General features: G+C 38.8%; 19 protein-coding genes. 17 read left to right on the top strand and 2 right to left on the bottom strand.

Going from position 1 to position 22754, the window contains the following annotated elements:
- The 13 genes from exbD to yedF all read left to right on the top strand — a co-directional run bounded on the left by exbD (position 1) and on the right by yedF (position 13723).
- A complete protein-coding gene (exbD, locus tag C0T34_RS07600) occupies positions 1–429 on the top strand; it encodes a TonB system transport protein ExbD (RefSeq protein ID WP_075674386.1) in 429 nt (142 codons plus the stop codon).
- Between the two features lie 1944 nt (positions 430–2373).
- Complete coding sequence (gene hybO / locus C0T34_RS07595; RefSeq protein ID WP_109397119.1) at positions 2374–3498, top strand: hydrogenase 2 small subunit; 1125 nt, start codon at positions 2374–2376, stop codon at positions 3496–3498.
- Positions 3495–4508 carry a hydrogenase 2 operon protein HybA gene (gene hybA, locus C0T34_RS07590; protein WP_036911746.1) on the top strand — a complete coding sequence of 338 codons (1014 nt, stop codon included), beginning with the start codon at positions 3495–3497 and terminating at the stop codon, positions 4506–4508. Before hybO ends, hybA begins: the two co-directional genes overlap by 4 nt.
- The gene (hybB, locus tag C0T34_RS07585; protein WP_075674247.1) at positions 4495–5676 is read left to right on the top strand and encodes a Ni/Fe-hydrogenase cytochrome b subunit; all 1182 of its coding nucleotides are present in this window, start codon (positions 4495–4497) and stop codon (positions 5674–5676) included. Before hybA ends, hybB begins: the two co-directional genes overlap by 14 nt.
- On the top strand, positions 5673–7376 hold the full coding sequence (hybC, locus tag C0T34_RS07580) for a hydrogenase 2 large subunit (RefSeq protein ID WP_064718974.1): 1704 nt from the start codon (positions 5673–5675) through the stop codon (positions 7374–7376). Before hybB ends, hybC begins: the two co-directional genes overlap by 4 nt.
- Positions 7376–7864 (top strand): HyaD/HybD family hydrogenase maturation endopeptidase, encoded by a 489-nt coding sequence (locus C0T34_RS07575; RefSeq protein ID WP_006535184.1) that lies wholly within the window; start codon positions 7376–7378, stop codon positions 7862–7864. Before hybC ends, C0T34_RS07575 begins: the two co-directional genes overlap by 1 nt.
- Positions 7861–8355 (top strand): hydrogenase-2 assembly chaperone, encoded by a 495-nt coding sequence (hybE, locus tag C0T34_RS07570; RefSeq protein ID WP_075674245.1) that lies wholly within the window; start codon positions 7861–7863, stop codon positions 8353–8355. Before C0T34_RS07575 ends, hybE begins: the two co-directional genes overlap by 4 nt.
- Positions 8356–8417: 62 nt before the next feature.
- Positions 8418–9653 carry a hydrogenase nickel incorporation protein HypB gene (gene hypB / locus C0T34_RS07565; RefSeq protein WP_098941142.1) on the top strand — a complete coding sequence of 412 codons (1236 nt, stop codon included), beginning with the start codon at positions 8418–8420 and terminating at the stop codon, positions 9651–9653.
- Positions 9644–9910 carry a hydrogenase maturation factor HybG gene (gene hybG, locus C0T34_RS07560; protein ID WP_006535180.1) on the top strand — a complete coding sequence of 89 codons (267 nt, stop codon included), beginning with the start codon at positions 9644–9646 and terminating at the stop codon, positions 9908–9910. The genes hypB and hybG overlap by 10 nt, the downstream gene beginning before the upstream one ends.
- Entirely contained in the window at positions 9897–11033 is a 1137-nt protein-coding gene (gene hypD / locus C0T34_RS07555) for a hydrogenase formation protein HypD (RefSeq protein WP_098941140.1), read from the top strand. Before hybG ends, hypD begins: the two co-directional genes overlap by 14 nt.
- On the top strand, positions 11030–12049 hold the full coding sequence (hypE, locus tag C0T34_RS07550) for a hydrogenase expression/formation protein HypE (RefSeq protein ID WP_098941139.1): 1020 nt from the start codon (positions 11030–11032) through the stop codon (positions 12047–12049). Before hypD ends, hypE begins: the two co-directional genes overlap by 4 nt.
- A gap of 208 nt (positions 12050–12257) precedes the next feature.
- The gene (gene yedE, locus C0T34_RS07545; protein WP_098941138.1) at positions 12258–13484 is read left to right on the top strand and encodes a selenium metabolism membrane protein YedE/FdhT; all 1227 of its coding nucleotides are present in this window, start codon (positions 12258–12260) and stop codon (positions 13482–13484) included.
- On the top strand, positions 13481–13723 hold the full coding sequence (gene yedF, locus C0T34_RS07540; protein ID WP_006535172.1) for a sulfurtransferase-like selenium metabolism protein YedF: 243 nt from the start codon (positions 13481–13483) through the stop codon (positions 13721–13723). Before yedE ends, yedF begins: the two co-directional genes overlap by 4 nt.
- 66 nt (positions 13724–13789) lie before the next feature.
- On the opposite strand, the gene rdgC is transcribed toward yedF, so the two are convergent.
- Complete coding sequence (rdgC, locus tag C0T34_RS07535) at positions 13790–14698, bottom strand: recombination-associated protein RdgC (protein WP_109849957.1); 909 nt, start codon at positions 14696–14698, stop codon at positions 13790–13792.
- Positions 14699–16026: 1328 nt separating this feature from the next.
- Here rdgC and C0T34_RS07530 point away from each other — a divergent pair.
- The 4 genes from C0T34_RS07530 (at position 16027) to C0T34_RS07515 (ending at position 21771) form a co-directional block, all read left to right on the top strand.
- A complete protein-coding gene (locus C0T34_RS07530) occupies positions 16027–17226 on the top strand; it encodes a porin (RefSeq protein WP_223672539.1) in 1200 nt (399 codons plus the stop codon).
- Between the two features lie 83 nt (positions 17227–17309).
- Positions 17310–19265 (top strand): bifunctional 2',3'-cyclic-nucleotide 2'-phosphodiesterase/3'-nucleotidase, encoded by a 1956-nt coding sequence (locus C0T34_RS07525; protein ID WP_098941137.1) that lies wholly within the window; start codon positions 17310–17312, stop codon positions 19263–19265.
- A gap of 87 nt (positions 19266–19352) precedes the next feature.
- Positions 19353–20129 (top strand): ribonuclease, encoded by a 777-nt coding sequence (locus tag C0T34_RS07520; protein ID WP_069368615.1) that lies wholly within the window; start codon positions 19353–19355, stop codon positions 20127–20129.
- 19 nt (positions 20130–20148) lie between these two features.
- Positions 20149–21771 (top strand): bifunctional metallophosphatase/5'-nucleotidase, encoded by a 1623-nt coding sequence (locus tag C0T34_RS07515; protein ID WP_098941136.1) that lies wholly within the window; start codon positions 20149–20151, stop codon positions 21769–21771.
- Positions 21772–22035: 264 nt separating this feature from the next.
- On the opposite strand, the gene C0T34_RS07510 is transcribed toward C0T34_RS07515, so the two are convergent.
- A complete protein-coding gene (locus tag C0T34_RS07510; protein ID WP_072069426.1) occupies positions 22036–22635 on the bottom strand; it encodes a nitroreductase family protein in 600 nt (199 codons plus the stop codon).
- Positions 22636–22754 lie beyond the last annotated feature (119 nt).

The following is a 22754-nucleotide window of genomic DNA, read 5'->3' as shown; positions in this document are numbered from 1 at the left end:
ATGGCAATGCGTCTTGGTGATGATTCAGGTGATGATAATGAATTGCATGATATCAATGTGACGCCTTTTATTGATGTCATGTTGGTTCTGCTTATTATCTTTATGGTGGCGGCACCTTTAGCTACTGTTGATATAAAAGTAAATTTACCCGCTTCAAGTGCAAAACCACAACCTCGCCCTGAAAAGCCTGTTTATTTAACGATTAAGTCGGATAAACAAATTTTCATTGGTGAAGAGATGGTTACTCATGAAACGATGGCGAATGTGTTAGATACCATGACACAAGCAAACAAAGAGACAACAATCTTTTTCCAAGCGGATAAAACGGTTGATTACGAAACGTTAATGTCGGCCATGGATTCGCTAAGAAAAGCGGGTTATCTCAAAGTTGGACTCGTGGGAATGGAAACGGTCTCTACAGGCGGTTAAAATTTAGCAAATAAGCTATTTATCTAAGTATTATTACGCTATTTTAAAAGCACTTTATTTGTCGTCGTGAAATGATGAATAAAGTGCTTTTTTATTGTATAGAAGAAACAGAGTTTATATTTTTACCATTTTTAGTGGTTATCGATATTATTAATAAATTGAGTTAGAATAAAATTTAACTTTAGTATTAAATAATATTAATAATAGATAGATTAAATTACAGAATAAATAATTAACTAAGTTTATTGAGTAATAGTTGGCTGAATCAATTAATGCTAAGTAGATACTATTATTTGAACTCTCTTAACATTAATATTCATTAACTCTCCATTTTTTTTCATTTTTAGATTTGTTGAAATCAACTTTTTAAAGTTAAGTTTTTCTATAACCTTGTGATTTATAATGTCTTTATGTCAATTTCATTTAAGTGTAAAAAAACTTGCGCAAAAAATCTTATTGGATATAATGCATTCACGTTACAAATTGAAATATTCTGTAACGTGTTAAAACGCCTAATTTATTTATTATCTAAGTTATCCACATTTGGGTACTTATTTTTTTATTGCACCAGGTAGACCGTTGTTTTCAGTCATTCCAATTTCAGGTAAGTAGATTTTATTTACTTATTCAAATCACTTCTTATCCTTGATAAGCAGTGAGTAAAATAAAGCGTGAAAGGCAGAGAACTACACATAGCATTTTATTATTTTAATAAATTTAGAAGCCATAACATTTCGGTGTTATGGCTTTTTTATTTTGATTGTTATATCCGTTGTTCTTATTATTTTATCGTTCCTATCGTTCCTATCGTTCCTATCGTTCCTATCGTTCCTATCGTTCCTATCGTTCCTATCGCTTCTAAATCAAGATCTTCAGAGTCTGTGCTTTGTTGTGTACCATTTTTGCGCTTACTTCCACTTTATTGCTGGCTATCAGAGAGGAAAAACACAAATAGTTAACAAAGCATTTTTCAAATTTTTAGATTTCTGACCACTTCTTTTATCTATTCTCACAAAAAAAAGAAATAGACTCTATTTGGGGATTATTTATCGATAAATTGTGTTTTTTTTATCCACAAAAACAACAGGGATTTAACATTAAATTTTATTTACGTTAATTTCGTTATAAATTCGATATGTTATAAAATAACCGAATGAAATTATTGCCATTATGTACTGATTAGTAATTATTAATGATCTTATTTTTGATTGTTGTCACATATCGATATGTACTTAATTTTATAGCGATTTTATGCTAAGGGATCTTCTTATTCCAAAAACGAATATACTTATAACTATATGAAAAATGATAAGAAAAACAGGTTGGTTTTTGGCTATAAAATAAACACTATCATGATGATTAAAAATTAATAACAAAAGAAGGGTTGCTAAATGGGTAATGAAAATAAGCTGAAATTAAATATATTAATGTAATCATTTCTTGTTTATGAAATGCAATTTTTAACATTATTTGTGATGTAATATAAAGGTTGATAATATGAAAAAAAGAGTCATCATTATAATTAAAAAATATATTAGAACTTATTTTTAATAATTTTAATTAGAAATTAGAAATAATGAATTATTAATTTTGTATTATTTTAAATATATTGTCTTATAATTTGTTTGTTTTTTGTATTTTATATAAGTTATTGATTAATATGTATTTAAAATATCACCCTTGCCATATTATTAGGATAATGATAATTATTTCTATTTGCTTTATCATTATTAAATAGAGTTTTAATAAATTTAAAATGACGAAATATATAAAAAATAGGCATTAAACCTTATATTGCTGAAACGTTTTTACTCACATAAAGGAATAATTTATTTTTTAATGAATTATCGCTTGATAATGATCAAGTCATTATTGTGTCGGAGTGTTAAAAAGGCGGTGTTTTAAAATTATTCCAATTAAAAATCATCATATCAGGAGAGATATATGGCCTTGGGGAATAATGTTTTTTCCCATCATGGTATTAACCGACGCGATTTTATGAAATTGTGTGCTGCGCTGTCAGCTACCATGGGATTAAGCGGCAAAGCTGCCGCAGAAATGTCAGAAGCAATGGCATCACCTGAACGTCCACCCGTTATTTGGATTGGTGCTCAGGAGTGTACTGGGTGTACGGAGTCTTTATTACGAGCAACTCACCCGACTCTGGAAAACCTCGTTCTTGATGTTATCGCACTCGAATATCACGAAGTGCTTTCTGCAGCTTTTGGTGATCAAGCTGAAGAAAATAAACACAATGCGATGGAGAAATATAAAGGTAAGTACGTCCTCGTTGTTGACGGTTCAATCCCAGACAAAGATGGCGGTGTTTACTGTATGGTTGCAGGAAAACCAATTATTGAGCATATCAAAGAAGCCGCTGAAGGGGCTGCTGCGATTATTGCGATTGGTTCATGTTCCGCATGGGGCGGTGTACCTGCTACTGGGGGTAACCCAACTGGCGCTAAATCACTGGAAGCTATTTTACCGGGTAAAACCGTTATCAATATTCCAGGATGCCCACCAAACCCACATAACTTCTTAGCAACTGTTGCACATATTATTACTTTCAATAAATTGCCTAAGTTAGATAGCAAAAACAGACCGCTTTTTGCTTATGAGCGTTTAATTCACGAAAACTGTGAACGTCGTCCTCATTTCGATGCGGGTCGTTTTGCTAAAGAATTTGGTGATGAAGGTCATCGTCAAGGCTGGTGTTTATACCATTTAGGCTGTAAAGGCCCTGAAACTTATGGTAACTGCCCAACATTAGAATTCTGCGATGTCGGTGGTGGGATCTGGCCTGTCGGTATCGGTCACCCTTGCTATGGTTGTAACGAAGAAGGTATCGGTTTTACTAAAGGTATTTTCCAATTAGCGAACGTTTACCAGCCAACACCAAAAGCACAAGTACCTGATGTTAATGCAAAAGAAGGTGGTGGTGTTTCTTATGGTGCTGCTGGCTTACTGGGTGCTGTCGTGGGTGCAGTTGCGGGTGTCAGTGTCATGGCTGTGCGTCAATTAGGTCGTGACAAGAATGCCACAGGAGCCTCACAGGAGGATAAACGGTGAATAGGCGTCATTTCTTTAAGCTGGCATCAGGTGGGGTTCTCCTTGCGGGAATGGCACCCACTGCGAGTCATGCTGCGGCGCAGAACCGTCCCCCAATTCCTGGGTCTCTCGGTATGCTCTACGACTCTACACTGTGTGTAGGCTGTCAAGCATGTGTCACAAAATGTCAGGAAATTAATCACCCGGAGCCAATGGAGCGTGGTGATACTTACGCTAATGGTGATCCGATTTGGTCAAACAATGACAAATTAAGTCCTTACACAAATAATATTATTCAAATTTGGCGTGATGGTACTGGTGAAAATAAAGACCAACTGGAAAACGGTTATGCCTTTATTAAGAAACAATGTATGCATTGTGTTGATGCAAACTGCGTTTCTGTTTGTCCTGTTTCTGCGTTAACCAAAGATCCAAAAACCGGTATTGTCCATTATCACGCGGATATCTGTACAGGTTGTCGTTACTGTATGGTGGGATGCCCTTATAACATTCCAAAATACGATTATGATGATCCATTTGGTAAGCTCTATAAATGTGAGCTTTGTAACCAAAAAGGTGTTGAGCGTTTAGATAAAGGCTTATTACCAGGCTGTGTTGAAGTTTGTCCTACTGGTGCAGTTATTTTCGGTACACGCGAAGAGTTGCTAGAAGAAGCAAAACGTCGTTTAGCGAAAAAAGCGGGTGAAGAATATCATTACCCACGTCAAACCATTAGTGGTGGCGATACTTATCTACATAAAATTCCTGAATATCAAGATCATATCTATGGTGAGTTTGAAGGTGGCGGTACGCAAGTCATGGTACTTTCTGCGGTTCCTTTCGACAATTTAGGAATGCCAGAAGTGGCACCATTATCAACGGGTGCGCGTTCTGAACATATTCAACATACGCTTTATAAAGGCATGGTATTACCAATAGCAGCCCTTGCAGGGATCACCTATTTGGTTAACCGTAATAGTAAAAAACAAGAGCAGGAACACCACAAGGAGGATAACGATGTCGAGTCATGATCCTCGTCCACTTGGCGGTAAGTTATTTACTCTAGCAGTAAGAGTATTTTTACCGCTTGCTGTGCTCGGTTTTATTCTTATTGGTAAGCGTTTGGTATTAGGTCTGGGCGATGTCTCTGACCTGAATGGGGGATATCCTTGGGGTATTTGGATTGCCTTTGACTTATTGATAGGAACAGGCTTTGCATGTGGTGGTTGGGCACTTGCATGGGCTGTTTATGTCTTTAATAAAGGGGAATTTCACCCATTAGTGCGTCCTGCATTGTTAGCGAGCTTGTTCGGCTATTCATTAGGTGGTTTATCCATCGCTATTGATATTGGTCGTTATTGGAACATGCCTCACTTCTTTATGCCGCAATACTTTAACGTTAACTCAGTGTTGTTTGAAACAGCGACCTGTATGACCATCTATATTATGGTGATGGCATTAGAATTCTTACCTGCGTTATTAGAACGTTTAGGTTGGAAAGTGTCGTTGAAACGTCTTAATAAAGCGATGTTCTTTATTATTGGTCTTGGTGCTTTACTGCCAACCATGCACCAATCTTCAATGGGATCATTAATGATTTCAGCGGGTTGGAAAGTACATCCACTGTGGCAATCTTATGAGATGTTACCGCTGTTTTCTCTGTTAACTGCTTTCCTCCTCGGTTTTACTATCGTTATTTTTGAAGGTTCTTTGCTAAAAGCAAGCCGCACCATGAACGATGATGAAACACCACTGTTTACCAAGTTAACACGCGTGATCGAAGTGTTACTGATTGCATTCTTGGTATGCCGTTGGGGCGAGGTCATTTGGAACGGTAAACTGAGTTATATCGGAAATGGGGATATGTTCTCGTGGTTATTCATTGCTGAAACTGCATTGTTATTACTTCCTCTTATTTTGATGCATTTAAATAATAACCGCCGTAGTCCAAAAATGCTGTTTGTTTGTGCTGTATTTATCTTAATTGGCGCAGCAATGTGGCGTATGAACTACTCTTTAGTTGCTTACAATCCAGGCAATGGTTACCACTATTTCCCAACAGCAAGCGAATTGCTGATTTCTATTGGTTTCGTTGCATTTGAAGTAACTGCTTACATTCTTATTATCCGTTTATTGCCGGTTTTACCTGCACAAACAGATTCAAATATACAATTAAAAAAGGCTGAGGTTAAATCATGAGCCAACGCATTACTATTGATCCTATTACCCGTATTGAAGGGCATTTACGCGTCGATTGTGAAATTGATAACGGAAAAGTTGTTAAGGCTTGGTCTTCCGGTACCATGTGGCGCGGAATGGAGGAGATCCTAAAAGGAAGCGATCCTCGTGATGCATGGATTATCGTGCAACGTATCTGTGGTGTTTGTACGACAGTTCACGCAATTGCCTCAGTACGTGCTGTTGAAGATGCCTTAGGTATGGATATTCCTGTCAATGCGCAGTATATCCGTAACATTATTTTGGCTTCGCATATTCTTCATGACCATATCGTCCACTTCTATCAGCTTTCTGCGATGGACTGGGTTGATATTACTTCAGCGTTACAAGCCGATCCTGAAAAAGCGTCAGCGATGCTAAAAGGCGTTTCTCAGTGGCAATTGAACTCTGCTGAAGAATTCAGAAAGGTTCAGAAGAAAATTCAAGGTCTGGTTGACAGCGGTCAGTTAGGTATTTTCGCTAATGGCTACTGGGGTCACTCAGCCATGAAATTACCACCAGAAGTTAACCTGATTGCTGTTGCTCACTATTTGCAAGCACTTGAATGTCAGCGTGATGCCAACCGTATCGTTGCGGTTCTTGGTGGTAAAACACCACACATTCAAAACTTGGCAGTAGGTGGTGTTGCTAACCCAATTAACCTCGATGCACCAAGTGTTCTTAACTTAGAACGTCTAATGTATGTGAAGCACTTTATCGATAATCTTGGCGATTTTATTGAACAAGTTTATAAAGTCGATACTGCGATTTTTGCTGCTTATTATCCAGAGTGGCTAAAAATTGGTAAAGGTGCGAACTACTATTTATCTGTACCTGAATTACCTATTAACGGTAATAACACTGAGTTTTTATTGTCTGGTGGTTATATGGAAGGCGTTGATTTCTCAACGTATCGTCCAATTAAAGACTGGAAAGATGAAAACCTGAAAGACGGTATCGAAGAAAGTGGTAAACACGCATGGTATGAAGATGATGAACCATTAAAACCGTGGGAAGGTTTGACTCGTCCTAAATATACAGGTTGGGATGAGAACGAAAAATACTCATGGGTTAAATCACCTACATTCTATGGCAAACCTGTCGAAGTGGGTACGTTAGCATGGTTAGTATGTGGTTTAGCAGGTAAGCATGAAGGGACTGTTAAACACTATAACGAAATCAATGGGATATACACTAAATTAACGGGTGAAACGCTGGTTAATGAGCAGTTAGAGTCAACTTGGGGACGTATAATTGGACGTACTGTTCATGCGTGTGTGTTACAAGATTCTCTAAACTTCTTGTGGCAATCACTGGTTGATAATATTGGCCGTGGCGATACTGCTGCCTTTATTAAACCAGAGTTTGAACCAGGTAAAGAGTACCGAGGTGTGGGTTTTGAAGAAGCCTCTCGCGGTATGTTATCTCACTGGATCGTGTTTAAAGACGGTAAAATCACTAACTATCAGGCAGTTGTTCCATCAACATGGAATGCGGGTCCTCGTAACTTTAATGATGAACCGGGTCCTTATGAGTTATCACTTGTTGGTACACCTGTTGCTGATCCGAAAAAACCATTAGAAGTGGTAAGAACAATCCACTCCTTTGACCCATGTATGGCGTGTGCTGTACATATGGTTGATTTAACAGGTAAAGAACTAAGTAAGGTGAAGGTATTATAATGCGAACTCTCGTCTTAGGTATTGGTAATTTATTACTAAGCGATGAAGGCATTGGTGTTCGTATAGTAGAAGCGCTCGAAGAGCGCTTCTCTTTACCAGAGAACGTCGATGTTATTGATGGTGGCACATCAGGTATGGAAATTTTGCAAGATATCGCTGCAAGAGACCTCCTGATTGTTGCCGATGCGGTAAGAAGTAATCATGAACCGGGCAGTATTTTTGTGTTACATGATGATGATGTTCCCGCACTTTTTACACAGAAGATCTCGCCTCATCAGCTAGGTTTATCTGATGTATTAATGGCACTGCGTATGACAGATGAATTTCCACGTAAACTAATTTTAGTGGGAATTGAACCTGCATCGTTAGAGCCAAGCATGTCGCTGTCTGACATTGGTGAGAAATCAATGGAAATTGCACTAGAACATGTGGTGAATATTTTGCGTGAATACGGCATTTCTGTCACACCTAAAGAGGTAACAGCATGAGTGAATTAAGCTGGGATATCATAGGATATGATGAACCGCCTGTTGAGCAACTTGAAACACGGTTTAGTGAAATTGCTGAAAAAGAGATGAAAGGGCTTCCTTTTTATCGCGAAGGTGTTCCTGTAAAAGCAGGAGGCTTTACCTTATTTGAAAATCAGTGGATTGGTGCTGTTCTTACGCCTTGGATGCTAGAACTGGTTGTCTTCCCGGGGCCTTCACAAGAATGGCCACATCGAAAAGTCGGTGATCGCATAGGGTTAGAATTACCTTGTGGTCAGATTAAATTCGTTGTGGGTGAGCTTGCGGGGGGGATGCAGTATCTTGCTTGTTCATTAATGTCGCCACTTGATAGACATTTAGCAGCGGAACATGCTGTTGAGTTGGTTGAAAATAGTGTAAAAATGGCTCTTTCTCTTCCTGTTCAGACACAATCCGTAGCAGAAGTTGATTTAAGTCGTCGTTCTCTCTTCCGTGGTCAGTTAAGATCATAGTATAGAAATTTTACGCGACACTGAGTCACATTCTTCTTATTGAATAGTACAGGAGTCAGAATATGTGTAGCACTTGCGGTTGTGGCGAAGGCAATGTCAGAATTGAAGGCGTAGAGCCTCATTCACATGAGCACCACCATCATCACTCTCATGACCATGATCATCACGACCACGGTCATCATCATGATCACAGCCATCATGGGCATGATCACCATCATGAACACAATGCTACTCCAGCGAATACTGTTCATAAATATATTGATAAGTCTGAACAAAAGCATAAGCATAACTACGAAACACATGGTCAGCCTATCATCGTTCATCACCACTATTACCATAACAGTGGTGATGTTCATCTCCATTTTCATAACGATACACAGCTAAACGAAACCCCTGTTTTCCATGAACATCATCATGGACATGACGATCATCATGAACACGATCATTCACACAGTCACGATCACGACCATGCTCATGATCATAGCCATGAGCACTCTCATCATCATTCTCACAGCCACGATCATGCACATGGTCATGACCATGACCACGACCATGAAAACGAAGAGCAATTTAGCCCGGTGATTGAAAATCAGAATATGCATTATGGCCAAGGTGAAGCAGGAACACATGCTCCCGGAATTAGCCAAAAGCGTATGCTGAAAATTGAAATGGATGTACTGGATAAAAATAACCGCATTGCCGTTCATAACCGTGAACATTTTGAACAACAAAATGTGTTGGCATTGAATTTAGTTTCAAGTCCAGGCTCTGGTAAAACGACACTGTTAACACAAACATTAAAACAATTAGCGCAACGTGTACCTTGTGCGGTGATCGAAGGCGATCAGCAAACCACTAATGATGCGGATCGTATTCGTGAAACAGGTGTGCCAGCGATCCAAGTAAATACAGGCAAAGGTTGTCACCTTGATGCACAAATGGTGCATGATGCGACACACCAATTAGGCTTACAGGATAACAGCGTTCTCTTTATTGAAAACGTGGGTAACTTAGTTTGTCCTGCCAGTTTTGATCTGGGTGAAAAACATAAAGTTGCTATTCTTTCTGTCACTGAAGGTGAAGATAAGCCTCTGAAATATCCGCATATGTTTGCTGCAGCTGATTTAATGATTATCAACAAAATTGATTTAGTGCCACATTTGAATATTGACGTTCAAGCCTGCATTGGATCAGCTCGCCGTGTTAATCCAAATATCGAAATCATTGCGTTATCAGCAACAACGGGTGAAGGCATGGAAGAGTGGTTAGCTTGGTTGGAGAGTCGTTTATGTGCTTAGGTGTTCCAGCTAAGATTGTTGAGGTGGGCGAAGACGTCCACCAACTCGCTTATGCCGAGGTCAGTGGCGTCAAACGTGCGGTTAATATTTCAATGGTATGTGAAGGCGAACCTAGTGAATTATTAGGAAAATGGGTACTTATTCATGTGGGATTTGCCATGAGTATTCTTGATGAGCAAGAAGCACAAGATACTCTTGATGCATTACAGCATGTCTATGGTGTGACCCTCGAAGAGGCTGATGATGCAGTACGTTGATGAATTTCGTGATCCCGAACTTGCGAAAGCTTTACTAGCCCAAATTCGTGAAACTATCTCACAATGGCCTCACCCTATTAAACGTCCATTACAAATCATGGAAGTGTGCGGTGGGCATACACATGCCATTTTTAAATTTGGTTTAGACCGCTTATTACCAGAAGAAATTGAATTTGTTCACGGGCCGGGTTGTCCTGTTTGTGTATTACCGATGGGGAGAATTGATGCATGTTTAGAAATCGCAGCCCGTTCTGACGTAATTTTCTGTACTTTTGGGGATGCAATGCGAGTACCGGGTCGTAATGGCTCAATGCTTGATGCACGTCGTCGTGGTAGTGATATTCGTATTGTCTATTCACCACTCGATTCACTCAAAATTGCACAAGATAATCCAGACAAACAAGTTGTCTTCTTTGGTTTAGGTTTTGAAACGACGATGCCAAGTACAGCAATGACGCTACAACAAGCGAAATTGCGCGGGCTTAAAAACTTTTCTCTGTTTTGCCAGCATATTACTATCGTACCTACTTTACGTTGCCTACTAGAGCAAGATGATGTTCGCATTGACGGCTTTATTGCACCGGGGCACGTCAGTATGGTGATTGGTTGTACGCCATATCAACCGCTATGTGACGAATTTGAAAAGCCTTTTGTGGTAACAGGATTTGAACCATTAGACTTATTACAAGCTATACTGATGGTCATTAAACAACTTAAAGCAAAAGCAGAAAATACAGATTATGTTTTAAGTATTGAAAACCAATATAGTCGCATTGTACCGAATGAAGGTAATAAGTTGGCTCAAAAAGCACTTAGCGAAGTGTTTATGTTAAAAGAAACCAGTGAATGGCGCGGGTTGGGTGAGATCCCAATGTCAGGTATTCAATTAACACCAGCTTATTCTGAGTTTGATGCTGAGTTACGTTTTACACCTGCACCACAGAAAGTGGCAGATAATCCACAATCTCGCTGTGGCGATGTATTAACTGGACGATGCAAACCTTCCGATTGCCCACTCTTTGGTAAAAGTTGTACACCAGAAACGGCATTGGGTGCCTTAATGGTATCATCCGAAGGTGCATGTGCGGCTTATTATCAGTATCGCCGTGAAGGTAATATATGAAACAACCTGATGAAATCACCTTAGCCCAAGGAAATGGTGGGCAAGGTATGCAACAGCTTATCGAAGGACTGTTTTTAAAAGCGTTCGATAACCCATTATTAAATGAAAAAGAAGACCAAGCGCGGATCGCGTTAAATGAGTTAACCACTCTTGGCGATCGTCTTGCATTTAGTACCGACAGCTATGTCATCGATCCCATTATTTTCCCTGGTGGAAATATTGGTAAATTATCTGTTTGTGGTACGGCTAACGATCTTTCTGTTGGTGGCGCGGTTCCTCGTTACCTTTCATGTGGTTTTATTCTTGAAGAAGGGCTTCCATTTGAAACTCTAGAAACCCTTGTGATGGCGATGGCGAAAGCAGCTACGCAAGCAGGAATACAGATTGTCACAGGGGATACGAAAGTCGTTCCTCGTGGTGCTGCGGATAAGATCTTTATCAATACTGCGGGTATTGGCGTTATTCCAACTGCAATTAATTGGGCGGCTAGCAATATCAAAGCGGGCGATAAGATCTTAGTGAGTGGTACTATTGGTGATCACGGTGCAACAATCCTGAATCTGCGTGAAAATTTAGGATTAGAAGCGGATCTACAAAGTGACTGTGCTGTTCTTGAGCCAATGATTGCACCTTTACGTCAAATTAAAGGAATTCGCGCTTTACGTGATGCAACACGAGGCGGAGTGACCGCAATTTTACATGAATTTGCTCAAGCCAGTGGTTGTGGCATGAATGTGCATGAAAGCAAATTACCAATGAAACAATCTGTTCGTGGCGTTTGTGAATTATTAGGGCTTGAAGCACTAAATTTTGCTAACGAAGGAAAAATTGTTTTAGTGGTATCACCAGAAGCTGAAGCTGAAGTACTTGAAGCGTTACATCAACATACTTTAGGTAAAGACGCTTGTACTATTGGTGAAGTTACCGAGGATAATTATATTCGGTTAACAGGAATTTTTGGGACTAGCCGTATTCTTGACTTACCCTATAACGAACCATTACCTCGTATTTGCTAATCACTTATTACCCACTTATAGATTGAATGATCACAAGATTTATAAGTGGGATAAGTTACCTATCTGTTACAAAAAATTTGTTATAACGCAAATTTCTCTCATTTATCTGAATACTGACTCTTTGATAAAAAAATTATTGGAGTAACATGTTCGGCCAATCCTACTGCGTGGAGAGGGTCTCTCGTAGAGGTAAGCTCTAGGAAAAAACATGTCTTGGTCAGAATTTAAATCTCAATACCTGATCCGTTTTTGGAAGCCTCTTCCAGCTGTTATCGCGGCAGGTATCTTATCAACTTACTACTTTGGTTTAACCGGCACATTCTGGGCTGTCACGGGTGAATTTACTCGTTGGGGCGGTCACGTTATGCAATGGTTTGGTGCTCACCCTGAAGAATGGGGTTATTTTAAAATCATCGGTCTTGAAGGTACGCCATTAACGCGTATTGATGGCGTGATGATTATCGGGATGTTTGGAGGTTGTATTATGGCAGCTCTTTGGGCCAACAACGTCAAACTTCGTCATCCTCAGCATAAAATTCGTATTCTTCAAGCTGTTTTAGGTGGGATCATCGCTGGTTTTGGTGCTCGTCTAGCAATGGGGTGTAACCTTGCTGCTTTCTTTACTGGCATTCCTCAGTTCTCGTTACATGCATGGTTTTTTGCTGTTGCAACGGCAATCGGCTCTTACTTTGGTGCCAAATTATCATTGATGCCTCTGTTTCGTATTCCGGTAAAACTGCAAAAAGTCAGTCAAGCTTCACCTATCACTCAAGATAAACAACGTGCGAAACGCCGCTTTAGATTGGGAATAGTGATCTTTTTTGCCATGATTGCGTGGTCTTTAATTATTCTCTTTGATTCACCAAAACTGGGTTTCGCGATGTTAGGCGGTATTGGTTTTGGTATTTTAATTGAACGTGCGCAAATCTGTTTTACTTCTGCTTTCCGTGACTTATGGATAACAGGCAGAACCCATATGGCAAAAGCGATTATCATTGGTATGGCGGTGAGTGCGATTGGGATCTTCAGTTATGTTCAGTTAGGTGCAGCACCTAAAATTATGTGGGCAGGCCCGAATGCTGTCATTGGTGGCTTACTCTTTGGTTTCGGTATTGTACTCGCTGGTGGATGTGAAACAGGTTGGATGTATCGTGCCGTTGAAGGCCAAATTCACTTTTGGTGGGTTGGGCTTGGTAACGTAATTGGTTCAACATTACTGGCTTATTATTGGGATGATTTTGCTTCAGTGATCGCAACAGATTATGACAAGATTAATTTACTTGATACCTTTGGCCCTGTGGGGGGATTAGGTGTGACGTATCTGATGCTTGGTCTGTCATTTGTATTATTACTTTGGTGGGAAAAACATTTTTTCCGTAAAAAAGCCCAACAAGCACAATCTATTTCAACGCAGATTAATAAGGAAATCGCATGAGCCAGAAAGACACCATTATTCCTGATTATCGTTTAGATATGGTCGGTGAACCTTGTCCTTATCCTGCGGTGGCAACGCTTGAAGCTATGCCATCACTGAAAAAAGGCGAAATATTAGAAGTGGTGAGTGATTGCCCTCAATCAATCAACAATATTCCGCTTGATGCGAAAAATTACGGTTATACCGTGTTAGATATTCAACAAGATGGTCCGACTATCCGTTATTTAATTCAAAAATAAATTTTTATTAAATAAAAAACAGCCTATTTAGGTAAAATGATAGGCTGTTTTTTTAATAAGATGGTGTTACTCTGCTTCGCCACCGAGGACTTCGGTGACGCGTTCAATTAAGGCGCTTAATTCACCGGTCATTAAAACAAAGTCGGCATCAAAACGTTGGGCAAAATCGGCTTTATCGATATCGTCATTTTGTTCACGTAAAGTTTCACTAAATTTAATGCGTTTGATAGAACCATCATCACAAAGCATAAATTGTAGACGATCTTCCCAATCTACAGAAAGTTTGGTGACAAATTTACCCGCTTCAATATGTGTCGCAATTTCGTCAGAAACTAATTCTTGTTTCTTACAACGAATAACGCCACCTTCATCTAACACCGCTTTTAGCTCTGCTTCATCCATTAAGGTAAAGCCTGCAGGGAGCTCTCCAGAGCGTACCCATTCTGTCATTTTTAACTCAACCGATTCATTAAAGTTCAATGGAACAACTGGTAGTGAACCTAAGGTTTTACGTAGCAAGGCTAAGTTATCTTCGGCACGCTTTGCACTGCCTGAATCAACAATGACTAGCTGTTTTTCTAAATTTAGCCAAATAAAAGTTTGTGATAATTTACTAAATGCGCGAGGAAGCAGAGTATGCACTACTTCATCTTTTAAGGTGGCTTTCTCTGTTTTTTTCAGTTTACGGCCTTGTTCACCTTCAAGTTTTTCAACTTTGTCTTGTAGTGCTTGCTTAATGACTGTCGCAGGTAAGATTTTGTCTTCTTTTCGTGCGCACATCATGACTTGTTTACCGGTTACATGGATAAGTGCTTCACCACGATCGCCCATTGGCGAAACCCAACCTGTTCGAGTCATATCTTGGCTACTACAAGGTGTGAATGCCAATGAAGCAAGCTGTTGTTCTAACTCATCCATTGACAGTGCTATCTCTTTATTTAAGCGATAGACCAAAATATTTTTAAACCACAGCATCTGACATTCCCCTTAATCATTATTTACCGCAATATGATACTGAATGTTTAGGGTATCTAAAAGGTAATATCCCTTAAAAGAAAATCAATACTGAGTTATTTAATAAAAAGATAAAAAAAGCTGAAACGAATAATTAGTAAATCTACTATATGATAATGAGTTCTATTCTTATTTGGGTTAGATTAATTAAGAATATTGATAATGAAATAACATGATTTTTAGCACAAATCATCATGTGACAATAATCACATAATTTTGTTTTTATACTGTTTTTTGTTTACAAACTGAAATCACTTTCAGATTTATCCCTGCATTAATTTACAAAACAAAAATATTCCTGACATTCTCATGTGATAATTATCACAAAATTAGGAAAATGTGTGAGGGTGTTTTTCACAATCATTGGAGTGATTTTGATCACAAATTTTGATATTTATTTTTCAAATATCGATAAAAGAGCACTGTTGGGCTTTTTATATTAACAACGGTAATAATTTAGATTTTGTAATGTTTCATTGGTTTTTGTTGTTACTTGTACGTATTGATTAGATATTGTGATTGAATGGTATTCTTATGCTTCTCTTTTTGATATTTGCAGATAATTATTCTTTTTATGATAGCGTGCTACTCGTTATCACCAGTTAAATTGTATTTAAATTCGACTTCGCCTTTATTTAAATAAGAAATAAATATAAAGATAAAAAATTATTAATTAGGAATAACAATATTCAAATCTTTAGTGTTATTTATTTAGTGGTTAAAAATAATACTTCCTTTTAAATATATTAAATAGGGAGATAAATTTTTTATTAGCAAAAAAAAGAGTCTTATAAAGAAATGAAATATAAAAGAAAAATCCAAAAGTGCTATTTTTAAAAAGTTGATTAAGTTCAAAAAACACGTATCTTTACCTTTAATTGTGATGCCTATCACTTGGGTATGTAACCATGAAAATGCACATTGGTGTAATTGTGGGCTACATCACGAAAGTAGGGCTTTTTTTTGAGTAACATGCCATCGAAAACTCAACAACCTATTTCTTTTCCTAACAGAAATAAAAGCAATGCCCTTATTTAAATATAATGAGGATATTATTTTTGTGTCTTATTGGTGATTACGTCTGTGTCAAGGAAATTAAAACCTTTAAGAAGATTTTGTAGAGTCATAATTAGTAGCTATAAAAATTATCAATTGTGAGAGCGATTTTCTTTTTCGAAATTCGTGGCAGAGATCTTTTGCCTGAATCTCAGGTCAACTATATACGGCGGTATTATTTTTGACCTTAAAGAAAATCATAAAACTATAGAAAATAGATGGGTATTTTAATCATGAAAAGCTTGAAGCCTCTAGCAGCACTGGTTGGTTTGTTGGTTCTTTCTGGATCTGCAAACGCAGTAAACGTGTATAACGATAAAGGTACACGTTTTGATGTAAACGGTCAGTTCCGTTTAAAAACACAAGTGACTAGCCAAAATCATGAAATGAAAATGACGGATGACGGTAGCCGTATCGGTTTCTTCGGTTCACACGAACTGACTAACGATATCAAAGTATTTGGTAAATTAGAGTGGGGTTCAGACACTCAAAAAACTAACAGTGACAACCCTAAATCAAACTTTGAAATGTACAACCGTGTGGGTTATGTGGGTTTCTCTCACCGTGATTATGGTCAAATCCAATTTGGTCGTACCTATATTCCGATCGACTGGGTTAAAAAATCAAGCTATGGCTACGGTAACACTGGTGTATTCTACTTTAGCGATGTATTGGGTCGTTCAGTCGGTTATTCCGGTGGTGAAACGAGCGTTAATGGTAAATATGTAAATACTAACGGTGTTGGTAAAAACAACTTTATGACCCGTTTACCACAAACTATCTTTATTGAAACTAATCGTTACGAAGGTTTCAAATTAGCGGGTACAGTGACGGGTAAAACAGGTGATGATGGTCGTCGTGTTGCAGGTGATATTACACGAGCTTATTCATTAGTTGGTTTCTATAAATCAACATTCGGCTTAGAATTTGATGCAGGTTATTCTGCTGCTAAAGGTGAAGCAAACAATTCAGGTCCAAATAAAGATAAAACACCTGAAAACAGTATTTTAGCTTTTGGTGCAGAATACTTCTTCCCAGGCCGTGAATTTTCTATTGGTTTAGATTATGGTCAATCTCGTGGTAAAAACCCAGGTTTAGCCCTCTATGAAAATCAATTTAAAAACCCACGTGGTTGGAACTCAGTTAAAGGCGATTGGAAAGCAGATTTATATGGTGTTGGTGTGAAATGGCACTGGGATCGTATCGAAAGTGGTATGTATGCGGGTTACTACCTGCGTGATGGTGATGCAAACACGTTCAACTACAAAAAAGAAACCTATACTGTGGGTGTAGATAAACGTTTTGCAGTATCTAAATATAACAACTTACGTTTATTCGCTGAAATGGCATACGATGATGCTCGCAGTGATAACGTGAAGTATGAAGATAAAAAACAATATATCTTCGAAACAGGTATGCGTCTGTACTTCTAGTCCTTTCAAAGTGACTGTTTGACAGAAGTAACGAAAGGAGAGCCATTTTGCTCTCCTGTTAACCAATATATAAGGGGTGTGTAATGGTTAAGAATGTGTTGAAAATTTCAACATTAGCAATGTTTGTCGCATTCAACGTAAATGCTGCGACAGTCGATCTTCGTATTATGGAGACGTCTGATGTTCACAGTAACTTAATCGACTTTGACTACTTCAAAGACAAACCAACAGAACAGTTTGGTTATGTCCGTACTGCTAATTTAATTAAAGCAGCAAAAGCTGAAGCAACCAATGCGATTTTAGTTGATAACGGCGACTTGATCCAAGGTAGCCCGCTGGCTGACTATCAAGCAGCTAAAGGCTTAGAAAAAGGCGAATCTCATCCAGCTCACCAGCTGATGAATACCATGGGCTACACAGTAGGTAACTTTGGTAACCATGAATTTAACTATGGTTTAGATTACCTAAAAAAAGCCATTGCTGGTGCTAAATTCCCTTACATCAACGCCAACGTGATGGATGCGAAAACAGGCAAAAACTATTTCACACCTTATATCATTGTTGATACACCAGTAAAAGATCGTGATGGTAAAGAACACACTATCAAGATTGGTTATATCGGCTTCGTACCACCACAGATCTTAATCTGGGATAAAGCCAATCTGGATGGTAAGGTCGTTGTAAACGATATTACAGAAACAGCGAAGAAATTCGTCCCTCAAATGAAAAAAGAGGGTGCTGACCTGATTGTGGCCATTCCTCACTCTGGTTTCGCGTCAGAGCCGTACAAAGCAATGGCGGAAAACTCTGTTTATTATTTAAGCGAAGTTGAAGGCATCAATGCAATCATGTTTGGTCACGCTCACGGCGTATTCCCAAGCAAAGAATTTGAAGGCATTAAAGGCGTAGATACAGCGAAAGGTACCGTAAACGGTGTTCCTGCTGTTATGCCAGGCCAATGGGGTGATCACTTAGGTGTCGTTGATATGGTTATCAATAACGACAGCGGTAAATGGGTGATGACCGAAGCAACAGGTGAAGCGCGTCCTATCTTTGATAAAGCAAACAAAAAAGCATTAGTTGAACGTGATGCTGAATTAGCTCAAATCATCGAAAAAGCACACCAAGGTACCCGTGATTTCGTGGGTAAACACATTGGTAAAGCTTCTGCTAACATGTACAGTTTCTTAGCATTAGTACAAAGTGATCCAACTGTACAAATCGTTAATGATGCACAAGTTGATTACACCAAACACTTTATTCAAGGTGATCCGAACTTAGACGGTTTACCAGTATTAGGTGCAGCTGCGCCATTTAAAGCGGGCGGTCGTAAAAATGCACCAGCAGACTTCGTAGAAGTTGAAAAAGGTGACTTAACATTCCGTAACGCGGCAGACTTATATCTGTATCCAAACACATTAGTGGTCGTTAAAGCGACCGGTGCTGATGTTGTTGAGTGGTTAGAATGTTCAGCAGGTATGTGGAACCAAGTTGATCCTAATTCAACTAAACCACAAGAACTGATCAACTGGGATGGTTTCCGTACTTATAACTTCGACACCATTAGCGGTGTGAACTATAAAGTTGACTTAACTCAACCAGCTAAATATGACGTTGATTGCCAAGTAGTTAACAAAGATGCGAATCGTATCAAAGAAGTGACTTACGAAGGCAAACCAATCGATCCTAAAGCAACATTCCTGATCGCAACAAATAACTACCGTGGATACGGCGGTAAATTTGCGGGTACAGGTGAAGCGAATATTGCGTTTGCATCTCCAGATGAAAACCGTGCAATTTTAGCTTCTTACATTGCTAAGCAAACTAAAGAAAAAGGCGAAGTTGCAACTAAAGCCGCTAACAACTGGTCATTCTTACCGATTAAGACTGATAAAGCGTTAGATGTGCGTTTTGAAACTTCTCCAAGTGAAAAAGCGGCTGCATTTATTAAAGATTTTGCTCAGTATCCAATGACCTTCGTGGAAAATGACGAAATCGGTTTTGCAATTTACAAAATCGATTTAACTGAGAAGAAATAAGCAATTAAACCTGTCCGTTCAGGGCAGGTTTTTCTTACCTTTTTTGAACCAAGAGAGTAGATTTTTATTGCTCTTTAAGGGGATTTTATGCGTTTTATGAAGCTATTACCTGCTGCTTTTGCTTTAGTGCTAGCAGGATGTGCAACGCAAGCACCTGAAATTACAGAACCATTAAAACCTCAAGCTAAATTAGTTGAAGGCGTATCTTGTATTTTACCTGATGCTCCAACGGCACCTTACGACTACATTGCTTCTAATGATCGCTATGGTCAAAACAGCACTGCATCAACAGATTACTTTAAGTTAGCGATTAACTACTCACCGGCTTTTTGTGATTATAAAAGTAATAATATTAAACGTTTAAATAACGATAATGAAAAAGATCGTGCAAAACGTGAGTACGATAAATTTGAAATCCAGTGTTTCTCTGATAACAAATTTGGCTGGATTGTTCATGGGCTGTGGGCTGAAACCTGTGATGGTAAATCATGGGAAGAGTGCCGCGATTGGAAAGACATACGCAAGCATCCTCGTTTATGTAAAGGCGATTTACCACCTTTAGAATACTCTGCTATTAAACCTTATCTGTGTGATTCTCCAGGTATCGATCTGTTACAAGGTGAATGGGAAAAACACGGTGTGTGTGCGTTTGATACACCAGATGCATTCTTTGGTAAACAAAAAGAGTTGTATGAAGCGTTAGTATTACCAGAAGGCCGTCCTTCAAACAGTGCATTGATTAAGTTCTTAAAAGAACACAATCCATCACTGAAGGACAAAGAAATTCAAATTAATCGAGATGAATTCTATATCTGTTATAGCAAGGATTTCGAAGTAATTGATTGTCCGAAACGTGAATTTTGATCTTAGGGATAAATTTTAAATGAACCATAAATATAAACTCGTTGCACTTGCTGTAAGCTCAGTCTTATTAGCAGGTTGTGCAAAGAACTATGACGAAGCTAATGTTGTTGATGTGCGTGTTATCGCAATGAACGACTTCCACGGTGCGCTAAAAGCGCCAGGTCCAAACAAACCTGGTGGTATTGAGCACATGGCTACGTTAATTAAAGAAATGAAGAAAGATAACCCAAACAACATCGTTGTTGCGGCGGGTGATATGGTTGGTGCAAGCCCACTGTTATCTTCAATGTTCCATGATGAGCCTTCAATCGAAGCATTATCATTAGCAGGCTTAGAAGCAACTTCAGTGGGTAACCACGAATTTGATAAAGGCATGGGCGAGTTACTGCGTAAACAAAACGGTGGTTGCCACCCAGTAACGGGTTGCCAAGGCCCAACTGAGTTTAAAGGCGCAGATTTCCAATACTTAGCGGCTAACGTTATTGTTAACGAAACTGGCAAAACATTATTCCCAGAATACGTTATTAAAGAATTCAACGGTATTCCTGTTGCATTCATCGGTTTAACTTTAGAAGGTACTGCGGCTATCGTAACCCCTAAAGGAACTGAAGGCTTAAGCTTCCACAATGAAGCAAAAACAATTAACGCATTAGTGCCTCAGTTAAAAGCCAAAGGCGTTCAAGCAATTGGTGTTCTGATCCACGAAGGTGCTGCACAGCGTCGTGATGGTGGTCCAGTTAATATCAACGCATGTAATGGTATTACAGGTAAAGTGCTGGGTGTTGTTGAACAATTAGATCCAGCTATCGACTTCGTTGTGACTGGTCATACTCACCAAGCTTACAACTGTACTATCAACGGTAAATCAGTGACATCGGCACAGTCTAATGGTGCAATGTTAACGCGTATCGACCTGAAATTAGATAAAACAACGAAAGATGTTGTTGATATCGAAGCTCGTAACATTTGGGTTGATAACCGTAAATACGAAAAAGATCCAGCAGTTACTAAACTGTTAGAAGCTTACGAAAAAATTGCTACCCCATTAGCTAACCGTATTATCGGTAAGTTAGAAGGTAACCTGAATAAGCAAACGAATGACGCGGGTGAATCTGCACTGGGTCAAGTGATTGCTGATGCGCATTTATATACTGCAAAACCAAAAGATATGGGTGGCGCACAAATCGCATTTATGAACAGCGGTGGTATTCGTGCTGATATGACAGGTGGTGACGTTTCTTATAACGCAATCTACACTGTACAGCCATTCTCTAACGTACTGTTAACTCAAACGTTAACTGGTGAACAAATCAAACGCCTATTAGAACAACAATGGGATCGTTCACGTCCACAAGTGTTAGCTGTTTCAGGCAACTTCCAATATACATGGGATAGCAAAGCCTCTAATGGTAACCGTGTTATCGTCGAATCAATGAAAATTGATGGCAAACCAGTAGATATGAAAGCGAATTACCGTGTTGTTGCTAACGAATACTTAGCAACAGGTGGTAGTAACTTCTCTGTACTGAAAGAAGGTAAAGATCCAGTTTACAGCGTGCCAGATGTTGATGCAGTCGTGAAATACTTTGCTGAGCAGTCTCCAATTGCTCAACCAAAAGCAAATAACATCACACGTAAATAACGTATTTTCATACGCCTTGTGAAAATCGCACCTTTTACTTTAGTAGAAGATGCGTAAATAAATAAAGAGAGCAAAGTGTTGAACACAAAGGGTCCATCCCTACCTTTGTATTCATTGCGCACTTTGCTCTTTTTTTTATTAAAATAACTGTGAATGACTTAAATGAGAGATAAAAAAAAGCCCACAGTGGCTGTGGGCAAGGAATGAAAGTAGAAAAAGAGGGTATTATTGCTAGGGTCTTTTGTCAGATGTCTGTTCTAACACTTATTTGAAGATTTTAAAGCGTGAATCATCTTCCATATAATTCTTCTCGCCAGCCTCTTGTTCGATAGAACCAAAGACCATTTGAGCTCTTAATTTCCATGTTTTTGGCAGATCCCAAGTTGCATGAACTTCATCATCAATAATTGGGTTGTAGTGTTGTAATGAAGCACCTACGTTCTCTGCTGCTAATGCAGTCCAAACAGAAAGTTGCGCCATACCACTTGCTTGTTCTGACCATACAGGGAAGTTATCCGCATACAGTGGGAATTGCTCTTGAAGACCTTTTACAATATCGGTGTCTTCAAAATACAGAATTGAACCAGCACCTGCGGCGAAGCTATTAATTTTTGCTTCAGTTGCACTAAATGCTTCTGCGGGTACTAATTTTTTTAGTGTGTTTTTAACGATGTCCCACAGTTTTTGATGTTGTTCACCAAACAAAACAACAACACGAGATGTCTGCGAGTTAAATGCTGTTGGGCTCTCTTTAACCGCTTCTTTGATAATCGCAGTGACTCTGTCTTCGCTAATTGGAAGTTGATTACCTAAATGATAAATTGTTCTACGTTTTTTCATTAAATCAGTAAATGCGTTAGACATGATTGTCTCCTTGATAAATTTAAGCGCTTAAAGCGTGTCTTAGCTTGAGCTAATCTATGGACATACTATAGGGCTTAGCTGTGATTTATTGATATATAAAAAATTTAATCAGCTACGTC

The organism is Proteus sp. CA142267 (genome assembly GCF_003336825.1).
Lineage (GTDB): Bacteria > Pseudomonadota > Gammaproteobacteria > Enterobacterales > Enterobacteriaceae > Proteus > Proteus terrae.
This window is presented reverse-complemented; position numbering and strand designations above follow the sequence as displayed.